Here is a 14752-nt window from a genome sequence, read left to right on the forward strand (position 1 = left end):
TCGCCGGGCGCGTGGCCGCTCGGCCTGCGAGAGCGACCGGAACTCCAGACCGGCCACAGCGGCTCGGGCATCCCTCCGATGGCCCGACGCGCCCTGTCACCAGCACCCGCCCCCCGGGTGACAACTCCATCCCCACGCCTGGAGCAGTCGTGACCACATCCCGTGCCCGAGCAGCGGCCGTCCTCGGCTGCTCCGCTCTCATGGCACTGGGAGTGAACGCCTGCATGAACTCCCCGACCGCCAGGCTCGCGAAGCCGTCGGTGGCCACGTCCGCCGAGGACGTGGGCGGCATGCGCGCGCTGACCGCCGCGGCGAAGAAGGAGGGCACGCTCAGAGCCATCGCCCTTCCCCGTGACTGGGCCGACTACGGCGGCCTGATCGACGGCTTCGAGAAGAAGTACGGCATCAAGGTCACGGTCGAGAATCCGCTGGGCCACAGCGAGGACGAGATCGACACCCTTCGGAAGAGGGGGAACCGACCGACAGCCCCCGACGTGATCGACGTGGGCGACACGTTCGCGCGGAACGCGGCGGCGCAGAATCTGCTCGCGCCGTACAAGGTCGCCGCTTACGACTCGATCCCCGGCAATCAGAAGGACCCCGAGGCCCGCTGGTCCAACAACTACGGGGGCTACATGTCCATCGGCTGCGACGCCAACCGGGTCAAGCCCTGCCCGGAGACCTTCGCCGACCTGCTGAAGCCCGCCTACCGGGGCAAGGTCGCACTCGAAGGCGACCCGCCGCGCTCTGCTACCGCGTTCGCCAGCGTCTACGCGGCCGCGCTCGCGAACAACGGGTCGTTCGCCGACGTCCAGCCCGGCCTCGACTTCTTCGCCAGACTCCACGAGAACGGCAACCTCACCCCGCTCAGGTCCGACCTGGCGACGGTCGAGGACGGCCGGACACCCATCAGCATCAACTGGGACTACATCAACCTGCAGTACGCCGACCAGCTCCGCGGCCACGGCGTGAACTGGCAGGTCGCCATCCCCTTCGACGGCAGCTTCGCCCAGTACTTCGCGCTGGCGATCAACAAGAACGCCCCGCACCCGGCGGCTGCCCGCCTGTGGCAGGAGTACCTCTTCAGCCCACAGGGCCAGAACCTGCGGCTGCGCGGCTACGCCCGCCCGGTGCTCATGGACGTCATGAGGCAGGACGGCACCCTCGACAAGGCCGCCGCCGCACGGCTGCCGACGGTTGAGGGAACGCCGCAGTTCCCGACGGACGCACAGCTGGAGAAGGCGAGGGAGACAGTCGCCCAGGGCTGGGCGAAGGCCGTCGCCGGCACGTCGGGACGGCGGAGCGGGCAGCAGACGTCCAGGTCAGGAATGTGACGACCCGTGATCCGTCCGTGGGCACGTCGTCGATCCGGCCGCAAGGGCGTCACTCGCCGTCGATGGTGGGCTGGATCTCGACCGTGAAGACCGCGTCCTCGGGGCCGACGCCCACCTCGTCCTCCCAGACGATCACGCGTACGTGCTTCTGGACGGCGCCTTGGCGGTCCCACTCGGACACCAGGTCGGTGACCACCAGGGCGGCGACGTACTCGGCGTCCTCCTTCGGATCGTCGGTGGTGACGGTTCCCTGCCAACGCTCGGGACGGTCACCGTAGGGGCGCCAGCCCTCGGAGCCATGCGGCTCGTCCACCCGGTACACCCAGTCCGTCTCGGTGCTCATGAGCCGATCCTGCCACCCGGCTGAGCAGCAGGGGAGGGGGTGCACCTGCGATTCGCCCGCCTACCTCCATGGCCTGGGAGTTACGGCTCAAGCTCCAGTTGAACCTCGTTGCTGCCTCCCCGCAGGCCGGACGTGAGGCACTCCGTGGGCAGGTCGCGGGGCAGCCCGGTAATGGTCCGCTGTACGGGATGCCCTTGGCCGCGTCCTTCGGTGACCCGGCCTCGCTGGATCACGACCAGGACTCCTGCGACGCGGAGCGTCGTGGCACTGCCGTAGACGATCAGTGACCTGCCGCCGTCGGCGTACCGGACGGCTTCCGTCCCACTGCCGCCGGACACGGCGACGCAGGAGGCAGCTGGTGCGTCCGAGTCGAAGGAGCCGGTGGCCGGGATCGTACGGCCGTGGGTACCGCAGGTATACGTGATGTCCGCGTGAACATGGGTCGGCCGGGCCAGGAGTGTCAGCGGCGGGTCGTAGCGGCTCTCGCTGTGCCCCGTGCAGTCGACGCTCCCCTCCTCGCTGGTCGTGGCCTGCCCGGCGGGCGCCCACACCAACGACGATCCCACCAGCATCAGCGACCCCAGTGTCACCGCGACACCACGCCTGTCAAACATGTTTCCTCCAGTAGGTCCTGCCCTCCGTAGCGGCCCTTGACCTACCCAGGGGCGCATGCCATGCCCCGGCGGCTCGAAGCGCACGGCTCGCGCACGCCCGATCCGTGCGCGGGTCACGCGCGCCTGTACTCCCGCCGGACTCCATCCGGTCGGCCGCGGTCGCATGAAACCTGGAAGGCGGCGGGTAGCAAGCGCCGGACGAGTCCTCGTCGAGCAGGAAACGAGCAGGAGGAGATCTCCAGTGGGCCGTACCAGCGTCGCAACCGCCACCGTCGCGCGCGGGCGTATCTTCGCCATGATGGACGCGGACGGGGACGGGGTCATCTCGGCGCAGGACTACCTCTCCCGGGTCGACCGGGCCGTCCAGGCCACGGGACGCTCGGAGGACGACCCCCTCGTCCTCGCCGCCCGCAGGGAAGCCCACAAGGCGTGGGCAGCGATGGACGCGAACGGCGACGGAAAACTGTCCTTCGAGGAATACGACGCATGGGTCGGCGCCGACAAGTTCGACAACATCTGCCGGTTCGCCCTCGGGGCGCTGTTCGACCTCGCCGACGCCGACGGGGACGGAGCCCTGGACAAGGCAGAGTTCACGATCCTGCGCACCGCGCTGAACAATGCGCCCGTAAACGCTGAAGCCGCCTTCGGTGCGCTGGACGCCGACGGCGATGGCCGGGTGGGCCGTGACGAGTACCTGGCATCGATCCGCGCCTACGTCGTGGGCGAGGCCTCACCCATGGGCGAGGCCCTGTACTAGAGGCTGTCTCACCGCTTCACCGCGACGTGGGAGACGTTGCCGGACTGCTCGCCTACGCTGCGCCGGCCCCCACCGGCGGCCTGCTGGACGGCCGTCCCACTGCCGTCGTCGCGCGGCGCTGTGTCGATCCGCGCTCAACTTCCTTCCGGCCCGGAGGGAATGAGTTCCGGCTGGGCGCGCTCGGCGGCGTTGGGAGCTGTCAGGGCGAGCCGTCGGTGGGTGCGGCGGAGCATGGAGCGGGCCATGAAGGGGTGGACGCGCTTGACCAGGGCCCAGTACCACCGGCCGCGCCAGTTGTGGATGCGCACGACCGTGCTGAGCGCGACCTGACAGTCGTCGACGAGGATCGAGGCGCGGAAGTCGAGGTGGCCGGCGTCCTCGCCGAGCAGTACCTCGCCACCCTCGCGGCCCACGACCGGGAAGGTGGCTCCGCGTAGGACACCCCGCCAGGACTCGGGGTCCCGGGGCATCCCGGGACGCAACGTCATCCGCCATGAGTCGCTGTAGTCGGTCCGCTCGAAGGCGGCACGAGCCAGGCGCGCGCCCGCCGGGAGGTCGCCGGCGGCGGCCCTCTCCCACGTGAGCCGGTGGAGCAGCCGGACCCAGGGCGACCAGCGAACGGGGCTCGTCGCCGTCCCGGTGGCGGCCCGTTCGGCGTTGTCGAAGAGCTCTTCGACGACGGTGTCGTGCATCCAGCGCACCGCCAGAGCCCAGCCCAGTGCCCGCCGGCCGCGGCGCTTCAGCTCCAGGGTGTGCCGCAGGCGGCAGCGCTCTGGCCCCAGCGGTTCGACGACGAACTCATGGTGGCCGCTCTTGGGCGGGGGGAAGTCGAAGCGGGCGCGGCGGCCGGGCTCGTACGAGCTGACGCGGTAGCGGACGAAGCCGTGGCCGCCGTCCGCGCCGACGCCCAAGGGCCGGTCGAGGAGCATCGGGGGCCAGTCCGGCGTGGGCCAGATCGGGTCGTCGGGCGAGGACAGGCGGTCGAGCAAGGCCCCGACGGCGTGTGCGGGTGCCTCGATGGTGCGCTGGTGGACATTGCGGATCGTGCCGAAACTGCGGAACCCCATTGGTGCTCCTCCATACGCTGCCGTATGTTGCCGACCATACGGTAGCGTATGGATATGGTGCAACGGCGTGACGAGGTCGCTCGCGAGGGCGGCCGGAAACGGCTGACGGCGCAGGACTGGGCGGACGCGGCCCTGTCAGCCATGGGTGAGGGCGGTCTCACAGCGGTCGCCATCGAGCCGCTCGCCGCTCGTCTGGGCACCACCAAAGGCAGCTTCTACTGGCACTTCGCCAACCGTGAGTCGCTGATCGAGGCCGCGCTCGACCGCTGGGAGGAGAAGTCCACCGAGGCGATCATCGCCGGGCTGGCGTCCGAGCCGGATCCGGCGATGCGGCTGCGCAGACTCTTCTCCGAGGCGACCGAACGCGCAGCCCATCACCCGCTGGAGGTTTCCCTGCCCGCCTCGGTCACACACCCGCGGGTCGCCGCCGTACTGCGCCGGGTGACGGAGCGTCGAGTCGGCTACATCGCGCAGCTCTTCGTCGAACTGGGCTTTCCCCCGGACGAGGCACGCCGCCGTGCACTGCTGGCGTACACCGGCTTCCTCGGGCACACACAGCTCGCGCACGCGGTGCCGGAGACGCTTCCGACCGGTGAGGACGGCAGTCGCTATCTGGACTCGGTGCTCGACACGCTGATGACGGCCGCCCCGGACTCCTAGGGCCTGTCCGGCCGAGCATGTGCGGGACCATCGGCAGGTGATCGACGGGATTCTGCACCGGGTACGGACCGGTGTTCAGCGGCGGGACCTGCCCGACCGGTTCGGGCCGTGGAAGACCGTCTATGAACACCACCGGCTGTGGTCCGCGGACGGCACATGGGAGCGTTTGCTCCAGAAGGTCCAGGCCGCGGCTGACTCGAAAGGTGAGATCGACTGGGACATCTCAGTCGACTCCGCCATCGTCCGCGCTCACCAACATGCGGCTGGTGCCCGAACCGGCCCTCCGCCGGCACCCGCCTTCAAAGGGGGTCGAGCAGGCAGAACACCAGGGCGAAACGCCGTGGCAGCGCCTGGTCGCCCGCCTGGTGGAGGTGGTGCTGAGGTGAGGGCCTGGGCCGCTCGCGCGGCGGATCTACCAGCAAGCTCCACCTGAGTGCGGACGGCCGCTGCAGGCCTCTGTCCCTGGTCATCACCGGCGGACAGCGGGCGGACTGCACCCAGTTCATTGCCGTGCTGGAGAAGGTCCGAGTGCCGCGGATCGGCCCAGGCCGACCACGCAGGAACCCCGACAGCCTGGCGGCCGACAAGGCATACAGCAACGGCCCGGTCCGCGAGTAGCTGCGGCGCCGGGGCATCCGGCACGCCATCCCGGAGAAGACTGACAGCCAGGCCGCCCGCCTGCGCAAAGGATCGCACGGCGGACGGCCGCCCGGCTTCGACGAAGACCGCTACAAGAGACGCAACACCATCGAACGGGCGATCAACCGCCTCAAGCAGGCCCGAGCCGTCGCCACCCGCTACGACAGGCGCGGCTACGTTTTCCTCGGCACCTCCGGGCCGGGCGGGGCAAGGAGCTGCCGATGGCTACCGCTCGAGCAGAGCACGCCACTGCACCCCGGTCCGCACCCGGTGCAGAAACCCGTCGATCACCTGCCGGTGATTCCGCCACCGGCCACAACGCCCGCTGCCGACTGGCGGGAGCGGGCGCAGCCGTTCCCACTCGGCATCACTGAGATCACCCCGCCCCATGTCCATATCAACGAAACCGGCCTGGAGCATTCGCGTGATCGGACAGACAAGACCTCGCCGTCATGAAATACCAGGAGGGCCACCCTCATCCCGGATGATCGGCACGTGAAGGAACGCGTGCTGAAGTGGCTGGTTCGGACGTGGCCTGTCATCGTTATTGCGGGGCTCTCGTGGTATTACTACCGTCACCCGGTAAGGACCGCCGCAGAGCTGGCGACTGCTCTTGCGCTCCTCGCCGGCCTGCTCGGCCTGCCGGTGCTGCTGTTTCCCGCGCTTCGTTCGGGTAAGGCCGCACAGACTTCAACGCCATTAGCGGCCTTGGCCGACAGTCTTGCGGAGGCAGTGAGGAGACAATGGGAGCAGGAAGCACGTGTGCGCAGCGTGAACGATCCTCGCCCCTTGTCGATCTCTTGGACCTCTGCAGGTGCGGGGCTGGTCGAGCCATGGCCGAGTCTGTGTGACCTGGCCCAGAGCTGGCCCGGGGGTCCTCCTGGCGAGCCACGCCACTGGGCTGCGGGGCCTGAGGGCCTCGCCGGCCGGGGCGCAGAGATCGATCAAGTATTTCTCCGACGCATCCCCACCCGCCGTCTCGTCGTCCTCGGCGACCCTGGTGCGGGCAAGACCGTGCTCCTGATCCTTCTTTTGCTCGCGTTGGTCGAATATCGCCAGCCTGGCGATCCCGTCCCGGTACTGTTTTCCTTGGCTTCCTGGGACCCGGGCCGGCAGGACCTGTATGCCTGGCTGGCCGACCAGCTCACACGGGATCACCGCGCGCTACGCGCGCTCGCCCCCGAAGACTTGGCGCGATCCAGCAGTGACACTTTGGCTCACGCCCTGCTGGAGGGCGGGATAATCCTGCCAGTGCTCGACGGCCTGGACGAGCTTCCAGAGGCTCTGCGCCCCCAGGCCCTGAGTGCCATCAACCGCGCGCTACCCCTCAGACAGTCTCTGGTGCTCTCCAGCCGCACCGCTGAGTACCGCGACGCGCTCAGTCGCTCAGACGGGTTCGGTGTGGCTCTGAACGGGGCTGCCGGCATTCGCCTTCTGCCACTCGATGCCGCGCAGGCCACCGCCTACCTCCAGGGCGATGCTGGCAGAGCAGCCACCGCGGCCGCGGCACGCTGGCAGCGAGTCATCGCCCTGCTCGGGACCGGCGCCCCCTCCGCGCAGGCGTTGAGCACTCCACTTGGACTCTTCCTTGCCCGCACCATCTACAACCCCCGCCCCGGCCAGCACCCCGCTGATATTGCTCACCCCGACGAACTCCTGGACCCAACGCGCTTTCCCACCAGGGCGGCCGTCGAGGCCTACCTGTTCGCCGCATTCATCCCCGCCACCTACCGTCCTCCCACCTGCTGGAAGCCGGAGCGAGCGGAACGTACCCTCAAATTCCTTGCCCGTCACCTTGAGTACACCCGACACGGCACCCCTGACCTTGCTTGGTGGCAGCTGAACAATTCCCTGCCGCGAGGCACACTGGCACTGGTGGCCGGGAGTGCGGCCGGACTCGTGGCGTGGGCCGTGTCCGTGCTTGGCTTGGCACTAATCATCGGGAACCCAAGCGGAATGTGGGATTTCCTCCTTTTGTTCGGGCTGGGTCTTGGACTCCCGGTCGGATTGACAACCGGATTCAGTATCATCCGTTCGTTTGCAAAAGATCGAGAGCCCAGTGCGCGAATCTCCTGGACGCCAGGAACGAAGGGAATTTTTAGAGCAGTTGTCTACGGAGTCCTTATCGGAATCTCAGTGGGCAGCGCATCCGGGTTCGCGATTGGGCTCGGAGCAGGACTCGCGGGCGGCTTCTTCACCTGGCTGCTTGCGGGCATCACCACGATGCCCCCCGACCCGACTACCGCAGTCGGCCCAGGGCAGGTGCTGGACCAGGACCGCCGCACCTTCTGGATCCTTACCCTGCTGACAGGCTCGGTTGGTGGGCTCGTCCCCGGCCTTGCTGCCGGCATCGCGGCTGGTCCCAGCCTCTCCCAACGGCTCGCTGCAGGGCTCGGGTACGGACTGATGATCGCGACTATGGTGGGCCTCGGGTTTGGGTGTGCCTTGTCGGTGTGGTGGAGATTCGTGGTGGTGCGCTTCGCGTTGGCGGTCCTTGGGAAAACGCCCTGGCGCCTGATGGGCTTCCTTGCCGATGCTCACGAGCACCGTGGAGTCCTACGACAGTCGGGAGCCGTATATCAGTTCCGCCACCGAAATCTCCAACTTCACCTGGCTGCGCAGCTACCGCAGCAGCCTGACTCATCGGGCTCCGGGCGTGATCGCCCGGACAGGTCCTAGTGCCCCTTCCGGACCGAGCGCCTGGCTCACGGCCACCCGCGTCCCAGTCCTGCCACATCACCTCGGCGGTCACCTTTCTCGTATCGGCCGACCCGATGCGCGTCAGCGGCGAGGTCATGTGCTCGACGGAGGCCAACTGCCCGGCAACGCAGCCCCGTTCGGCCAGGGAGCCGGCCCGGACTCGCCGGAACGCTCCCTGGAGTCCCCGGCCGCAGGAACGGACCCGGGCGCTCCGGACACCGCGGCGGAGCTCAGCTGGGCTGCCAGGGGAGGCGGATACGCGTCCGGCTCCGGGGCGGGGCCCTGGCGGTGCGTCACCTGGGGGACACATCTCCGCGAGGCCCGGCGGGACCTGCTCGATGAGCGGGTCACCCCGCCTGACGCACCCCCTCGTGCCCGCCACGCCGTGCCACGCGGCAGGCGGGGCCGCCACGGCCGTACCGGGTTCAATGGGGCTTGCAGTGCATCGGCAGGTCTGCGCGCAGGGGAGTAGGCCGAGTCACACCGCGCGGGACGCCGCCACGCCGGTCACCGGCCACGGCCGAACATCGCTGACCGACTTCAAGGTGGTGCCCAGCAGTGGAGAAGCGGATGACGGAGCACAGCGAAAGCCAGGACGATCCGTTCACCCCGCACCTCGCCGCCCTGGCGGTGCTCGACGACCGGGGAGTCGTGGTCGGATGGAACCGGCGGGCCCAGGAACTGCTCGGCCATCCGGACACCGCCGTGATCGGTCGCCCGGCATTCGAGGTCCTCGTCGATCCGGGCGACCTGACGGCCGCGAAGGAGGCCGCGGTGCGCTGCAGGAGAGCCGGCGGCTGGTCGGGGACGCTCAACGTGCGGCACCGGGACGGGCGGCTCGTGGAGATGGGGCTCAGGGCCCACGCGCTCTCGCGCGACGACCGGATCCGTGAGTGGCTTGTCGCCGGGGCACTTGGCGTGGACGTCCTGGAGTGGCAGAGGGACCGCGCGGTGCTCCACGGGTTGTTCCGCCGGTGTCCGATCGGCCTGGTCGTCCACGGCCCCGATCTGAGGCTCCTCCGGGTCAACCGGGCCATCGAACGCTTCTGCGGCGTACCGGCAGCTCAGTTTCGGGGGATGCCCACCGGCTGTTTCCTCGTCCCCGACGACGCACGCAGGGCCGTGGACCGGGTGCGCCAGGTGCTGGAGACCGGAAGGCCGATGGTCTACTCGGAGCAGTTCGTCCGCCTGGAGTGGGATCCGGCAGGGGAGCGGGTCGCGATGGTCTCGTCCTTCCCGATGGAGGACGCCTCCGGCCGCATCCTGGGTGTGGCCGAGATGATCGAGGACATCACCGAACGCCATCGGGCCCAGCGCCGGCTCGCGCTCCTCGACCAGGCCGGCAGCCGAATCGGAACCACGCTCGACGTGGCCGAGACCGCCCGGGAACTCGCCGAGGTGATGGTGCCTCTCCTCGCCGACCACGCGTCCGTGGACCTGCTTCAGCCGGTGACGCGTGGCGAGGAAGTCACCCGGGCCCTGGCAGTGCCGGTGGTACGCGTGGGGGCCTGCAGCGTCGGTGCCCGGCAAGCCGGCCCGCCCCACCCCCAGGGCGAGCGGGTGGAGTTCGCGCCGGACACGCCCCAGGCCAGATGCCTGGCCGAAGCGCGGCCCACCCTGGAACCGGTTCTCCCGCCCGACTGGTTCTCGGCGGAAGGCCGCCAAGGGGCCCACACTCCGGACCTGGGCGTCCACTCCCTGATCGTGGTGCCTCTCGCCGCCCGGGGCCTGGTGCTGGGAGTGATGACCCTGTGGCGTTCGCGCCGCCCCGATCCCTTCGAGCGCGACGACCTCACCCTCGCCCAGGAGCTGGCTTCGCGCGCGGCCGTCGCGATCGACAACGCCCGGCTCTTCACCCAGCATCAACAGGCCGCGTTCACCCTGCAGAGCAGCCTTCTGCTGCGGGCGGTACCGGACCAGTCGGCAGTCGAGGTGGCCCTGCGGTACCTGCCGGCCAGCGCGGCCCCGGGCCTGGGCGGCGACTGGTTCGACGTGATTCCCCTGTCGGGGGGCCCGGGTTGCCCTCGTCGTCGGCGACGTGGTGGGACGCGGCATCCACGCTGCCGCCACCATGGGCCGGCTGCGTACCGCCGTACACACGCTCGCCAGCCTCGACCTGGAACCGGACGAGGTGCTCTCCCGCCTCGACGACCTGGTCAACCTCCTGGCCGCCGAACAGGAAGCAGCCGGTGAACGGCCCGTGGGGGAGCAGGTCGTCGGTGCCACCTGCCTGTACGCCGTGTACGACCCGGTCGCCGGGCGGTGCTCCGTGGCCCGGGCCGGCCATCCGCCGCCGGTGGTGACCGCTCCGGACGGAGCGGCGGCTCCGCTCGACCTGCCCGCCGGCCCACCCCTCGGCCTGGGCGGCCTGCCGTTCGAGACCCGGGACGTCGAACTGGCCGAGGGAAGCCTGCTGTGCCTGTACACCAACGGACTCATCGGCGAACGCCACATCGACGCCGACCTCGGCCTGACCAGACTGTGCGCGGCGCTCACCCGGCCCGCGGACGCGCTGGAACGGACCTGCCAGGCGGTGGTCGACTCACTCGTGGCGGAGCGGCCCACCGACGACGTCGCGTTGCTGATCGCCCGCACCCGCGGGCTGCCACCCGACAGTGTCGCCTCCTGGCGTCTGCCGCCGGAGCCTGCGAGCGCCGCCCGGGCCCGGGCCCTGACCTCGGCCAAGCTGAGCGAATGGGGCCTGGAACACCTGGCGTTCACGACCGAGCTGATCGTCAGCGAACTGGTCACCAACGTTTACCGCTACGCCAGTGGCCCCGCGACCCTGCGGCTGATCCGTGAACGGTGTCTGGTGTGCGAGGTCAGCGACACCAGCCACACCGCACCCCACCTGCGCCGCGCCCGTACCACCGACGAGGGCGGCCGCGGTCTGTTCCTGGTGGCCCAGATGACCGAACGCTGGGGCACCCGCTACACCCGCGAGGGGAAGACCGTGTGGACCGAACAACCACTGGCCGGCACGCTCGCCTGACCGTCTCCGAGCCCGTTTGACGACAAGCTGGAGGGTGCCCAGGGGCACGTTTCGAGATCAACGGGTGGGGTCGAGGAGGACCTTGCGGACACCGGCGGTGCGGCTGTTGAACAGTTCGTACGCCGCGGGGCCCTCGGAGAGGGCGAAGTGGTGGGAGACCACGACCTCCGGGGTGATCCGGCCGGCCTGGGTGAGGGGGAGCAGAGCGGGGAGTTCGTAGTGGATCGAGCACAGTCCGATGGCGAACTCCAGCTCCTTGATCTGGGCCAGCCCCATGTGGAAGGGGAAGGCCTTGCTCTGGCTGACGCCGATGACGCTGACCCGTCCTGCCTGCCGGACGGCTTTGAGGGCCAGATCAATGGTGGCGTCCGAGCCGACTGCCTCCACCACGGCGTCCGGTCCGCGCCCCGCGGTCATCTCCCGTACGGCCGTTCGCGTGTCGTCGCCCTCGACCGGCTCCACGCCCAGGGTGGCGGCGAAGGCCCGGCGCTCCGCGACCAGATCCGCGCCCAGCACGCGGGCGGCACCCATCGCGAAGGCGGACTGCGCGGCCATGAGGCCGACCGGGCCCAGGCCGATGACGAGAACCGTCTCGCCGGGCTGGATGCGGGCGCGGCGGCAGCCGTACCAGGCGGTGGGCGCGTTGTCCGTCAGGACGATGGCGGCTTCGTCGGAGATGCCTTCGGGCAGGTGCACCAGGTTGATGTCGGCATGGGGCACGGCCAGGGCCTCGGCCTGGCTGCCCGGAAGGTGCGGGCCGACTCCGTAGCAGAGGTCCGTCGGGGCATGGGCTCGCTCACATCGGGCGGTGAGGCCCTTCGCGCAGGTCCCGCACAAGGTGCAGCCGACCGAGGCGGGAACCAGGACCCGGTCGCCGGGCTTGAAGCGGGTGACCCGGTCGCCGGTGTCGACGACCACACCGACGCACTCGTGTCCGGGGGTGTAACCGGTCTGCGGGCTGAACCCGTGGCCGCCGTAGATGTGCAGGTCGCTGCCGCAGATGCCGGCCGTGGTGACCTGGACGAGCGCGTCGGTGGGGCTGGTGACGGCCGGGTCGGGGACATCTTCGTAACGGATGTCGTGGGGGCCGTGGTAGGTCAGTGCCTTCACTGGATTGACTCCCGCGGCGCACCAAGGCGCCTCTATCAGTTATTAATGCACGTGTATTACTTCGGCGGGGTGACGCTAGCATGGGCACCCGTGACAGCACATGAGACGCGGGCCACGTCACCTCGAAGCCGGAAGGCCGGTGACACTCGCGCCACGCTCATCCGGGCCGCCGAGCAGTTGTTCGCGGCCAAGGGCGTCGACGGTGCGTCGCTCAACGAGATCAAGCGGGCCGCCGGTCAGCGCAACGCGATGGCCCTGCAGTACCACTTCGGCGACCGGGCGGGTCTGCTGCGGGCCGTACTCGACAAGCACCTGCCCGCGGTGGACGCCCGGCGGGAGGCACTGCTCCAGCAGTACGAGGACAGCGGCGCCGACGACCTGCGGTCCCTCGCCGCCGCACTGGTGCTGCCGGCCGCCGCGAAACTCGCCGACCCCGACGGGGGCCGCGAGTTCCTGCAGATCGTGGCCGAACTGCTCAACCGCCCGGAACCCCTGGTCGAGACCGTCGTGACGAAGGGGTCGAGCATCTATCCCTGGCGGCGTCTGGTGGAACCGTTGCTGGATCCCGAGTCGACCGCGGTGTTCCACACCCGCTTCACCGCCATGCGGTTCTGTCATGCCGAACTCGCCGCCCGCGCTGCCGGCCGCCCCCGCAGGGACGACCGGTTGTTCACCAGCCGGCTGGTCGACCTGGTCACCGCGCTGCTGGCGGCGCCGGTGTCCCAGCAGACCGCACGCCTGCTCCAGGAGCGGAACCGCAAGGGCTCGGCCGAGCGGCGGGCCTCGACTCGCTGACGGGCCCGGCTCCGCAGCCGATCACTGCGACGCCAGGCCGCAGCGTGTGGTGGACATCACACACCTCGACATACCCACCGGTCGGTACCCTGCGGCGAAGCCACTGAACGACAGGAGCCGCGATGTCCGTGACCAACCGCCAGATCCGGCTGGCCGCCCGCCCGGTGGGCGCGGTCAAACCCGAGGACTGGGAGCACTGTTCGGGGCCGGTCGAGGAGCCGGGCCCCGGCCGGTTCGCGGGCCGGACGCGCGTCATCTCCCTGGACCCGGCCATGCGCGGCTGGCTGGACGACCGCCCCTCCTACCTGCCGCCGGTGGGCATCGGTGAGGTGATGCGCGCCGGATCGGTCATCGAGGTCACCGCGTCCCGCCACCCCGACTTCCAGCCGGGTGATCACGTGGTCGGAGCGTTCGGCGTCCAGGAGTACGTGGTCTCCGACGGCCGGGGTGCCATGAAGATCGACACCTCCCTCGCTCCGCCCTCCACGTATCTGGGGGCCCTGGGCATGCCCGGCATGACCGCCTACTTCGGCCTGCTGGACGTCGGCGCACTCAAGGACGGCGAGACCGTCGTGATCTCCGGGGCGGCCGGTGCGGTCGGCACCATCGCGGGTCAGATCGCGAAGGCCAAGGGCTGCCGGGTGGTGGGTATCGCCGGAGGGCCCGAGAAGTGCGCGCTGCTCACCGAGGAACTGGGATTCGACGCGGCGATCGACTACCGCGCCGAAGACGTCAGGAAAGCGCTGCGCCGCCATGCCCCGGACGGCATCGACGTCTACTTCGACAACGTGGGAGGAGACATCCTCGACGCCGCCCTGAGCCGGCTGGCGATGCACGCGCGCGTCGTGGTCTGCGGTGCGATCAGCCAGTACAACAACGCCACGCCGGTCAAGGGCCCCTCCAACTACCTCTCGCTGCTGGTGCGCCGCGCCCGCATGGAGGGCTTCGTCGTCTTCGACTATGCCGAGCGCTACGCGCAGGCAGCGCAGGAGATCTCGGCCTGGATCGGCGCCGGCCGCATCAAGGTCAAGGAACATGTGGTGCGGGGGAGCGTGGACGACTTCCCCGAGACGTTGCAGATGCTCTTCCGTGGCCAGAACGTCGGCAAGCTCGTCCTGGAGCTGGCATGACCGCAGCCGGGCACCGCACGTCACGGCCCGCCGCCGCCCCCCCCGGTCGGCGCCGGGCAGGGCGGCACGCCCGCCACGACCACCGATCGTCCCGCGCTCACACACCCGCCCGAACGTCGAGACCTCTTTCCGCCACCTCTGTCCCCCTCACCGTGCCGTGCGCCGGAGCCTTCCGTTGCCCAGAACGTGGCCCGGTGTGCCCGTCGCACCCCCTCGTCGGCCCCGGCGATAACACAGCGCCGCAGCAGCACCACGTGAGTGTGGCCGAATCGGCCATCTGACGTCTGTTCGGACACGGCCATACTCAGGGCTGGGCAATCCGCCCCCTTCCTACGTCCGGAGGCCACCCATGCCCCAGACCCGTGTGTCCCACACCGCCGTGATCGAAGCCTGGCTGTCGGGCGCCGAGAGCGCGTACGGCCAGTCCAACCCCGCCGGGCCCCTGTACGTCGGCGGCACGGCTGCCGAAGCGGCACTCACCGACCCGAGCGACTCCCTCTACGGCTTCTGTTCCAGCCCGAGCGGTTCGCACGGCAGCTGGTGCTGCTGACGAGTCCGCCTCGCCCTCGGAGGCATCCGGTGCCCTGTGAGGGCCTCCGGTAGGGGAGAGC

At 69.9% G+C, this 14752-nt stretch carries 12 protein-coding genes and 2 pseudogenes; 9 read left to right on the plus strand and 5 right to left on the minus strand.

Annotated elements, in window-relative coordinates:
• Positions 1-149: 149 nt before the first annotated feature.
• Complete coding sequence (locus ABT171_RS34360) at positions 150-1334, plus strand: ABC transporter substrate-binding protein (RefSeq protein WP_503077642.1); 1185 nt, start codon at positions 150-152, stop codon at positions 1332-1334.
• Positions 1335-1383: 49 nt separating this feature from the next.
• Here the strand turns inward: ABT171_RS34360 and ABT171_RS34365 are convergent, their stop codons facing one another.
• Positions 1384-1677, minus strand: coding sequence for a hypothetical protein (locus ABT171_RS34365; RefSeq protein WP_351250325.1), 294 nt, complete (start codon positions 1675-1677; stop codon positions 1384-1386).
• Between the two features lie 80 nt (positions 1678-1757).
• Positions 1758-2291 (minus strand): hypothetical protein, encoded by a 534-nt coding sequence (locus ABT171_RS34370; protein ID WP_351250326.1) that lies wholly within the window; start codon positions 2289-2291, stop codon positions 1758-1760.
• 241 nt (positions 2292-2532) lie between these two features.
• Here ABT171_RS34370 and ABT171_RS34375 point away from each other — a divergent pair, with 241 nt between their 5' ends.
• Positions 2533-3048, plus strand: coding sequence for an EF-hand domain-containing protein (locus tag ABT171_RS34375; protein WP_351250327.1), 516 nt, complete (start codon positions 2533-2535; stop codon positions 3046-3048).
• A 134-nt stretch (positions 3049-3182) separates the two neighbouring features.
• Here the strand turns inward: ABT171_RS34375 and ABT171_RS34380 are convergent, their stop codons facing one another.
• Positions 3183-4115: a DUF2867 domain-containing protein gene (locus tag ABT171_RS34380; RefSeq protein ID WP_351250328.1), complete on the minus strand. Its 933-nt coding sequence runs from the start codon at positions 4113-4115 to the stop codon at positions 3183-3185.
• A gap of 54 nt (positions 4116-4169) precedes the next feature.
• Between ABT171_RS34380 and ABT171_RS34385 the strand changes: the two genes are divergently transcribed.
• Positions 4170-4775 (plus strand): TetR/AcrR family transcriptional regulator, encoded by a 606-nt coding sequence (locus ABT171_RS34385; protein WP_351250329.1) that lies wholly within the window; start codon positions 4170-4172, stop codon positions 4773-4775.
• A gap of 25 nt (positions 4776-4800) precedes the next feature.
• Positions 4801-5606, plus strand: a pseudogene (locus ABT171_RS34390) (IS5 family transposase); the annotation flags it as partial.
• Between the two features lie 33 nt (positions 5607-5639).
• On the opposite strand, the gene ABT171_RS34395 reads toward ABT171_RS34390, so the two are convergent.
• Positions 5640-5834, minus strand: coding sequence for a transposase (locus ABT171_RS34395; protein WP_503077643.1), 195 nt, complete (start codon positions 5832-5834; stop codon positions 5640-5642).
• 75 nt (positions 5835-5909) lie between these two features.
• Between ABT171_RS34395 and ABT171_RS34400 the strand changes: the two genes are divergently transcribed.
• Complete coding sequence (locus ABT171_RS34400) at positions 5910-8093, plus strand: NACHT domain-containing protein (RefSeq protein ID WP_351250330.1); 2184 nt, start codon at positions 5910-5912, stop codon at positions 8091-8093.
• A gap of 591 nt (positions 8094-8684) precedes the next feature.
• Positions 8685-11106 (plus strand): annotated as a pseudogene (locus tag ABT171_RS42005) (SpoIIE family protein phosphatase).
• A gap of 57 nt (positions 11107-11163) precedes the next feature.
• On the opposite strand, the gene ABT171_RS34415 reads toward ABT171_RS42005, so the two are convergent.
• Positions 11164-12216 carry an alcohol dehydrogenase catalytic domain-containing protein gene (locus tag ABT171_RS34415; protein ID WP_351250331.1) on the minus strand — a complete coding sequence of 351 codons (1053 nt, stop codon included), beginning with the start codon at positions 12214-12216 and terminating at the stop codon, positions 11164-11166.
• 90 nt (positions 12217-12306) lie between these two features.
• On the opposite strand from ABT171_RS34415, the gene ABT171_RS34420 reads away from it, so the two are divergent.
• The 3 genes from ABT171_RS34420 to ABT171_RS34430 all read left to right on the plus strand — a co-directional run bounded on the left by ABT171_RS34420 (position 12307) and on the right by ABT171_RS34430 (position 14691).
• Positions 12307-13011, plus strand: a complete 705-nt coding sequence (locus tag ABT171_RS34420; protein ID WP_351250332.1) for a TetR/AcrR family transcriptional regulator — start codon at positions 12307-12309, stop codon at positions 13009-13011.
• Positions 13012-13133: 122 nt separating this feature from the next.
• The gene (locus ABT171_RS34425) at positions 13134-14141 is read left to right on the plus strand and encodes an NADP-dependent oxidoreductase (RefSeq protein WP_351250333.1); all 1008 of its coding nucleotides are present in this window, start codon (positions 13134-13136) and stop codon (positions 14139-14141) included.
• Positions 14142-14490: 349 nt separating this feature from the next.
• Positions 14491-14691, plus strand: coding sequence for a DUF6229 family protein (locus ABT171_RS34430; protein WP_031163102.1), 201 nt, complete (start codon positions 14491-14493; stop codon positions 14689-14691).
• Positions 14692-14752: the final 61 nt, after the last annotated feature.

The organism is Streptomyces sp. NPDC001851 (genome assembly GCF_040297165.1).
Lineage (GTDB): Bacteria > Actinomycetota > Actinomycetes > Streptomycetales > Streptomycetaceae > Streptomyces.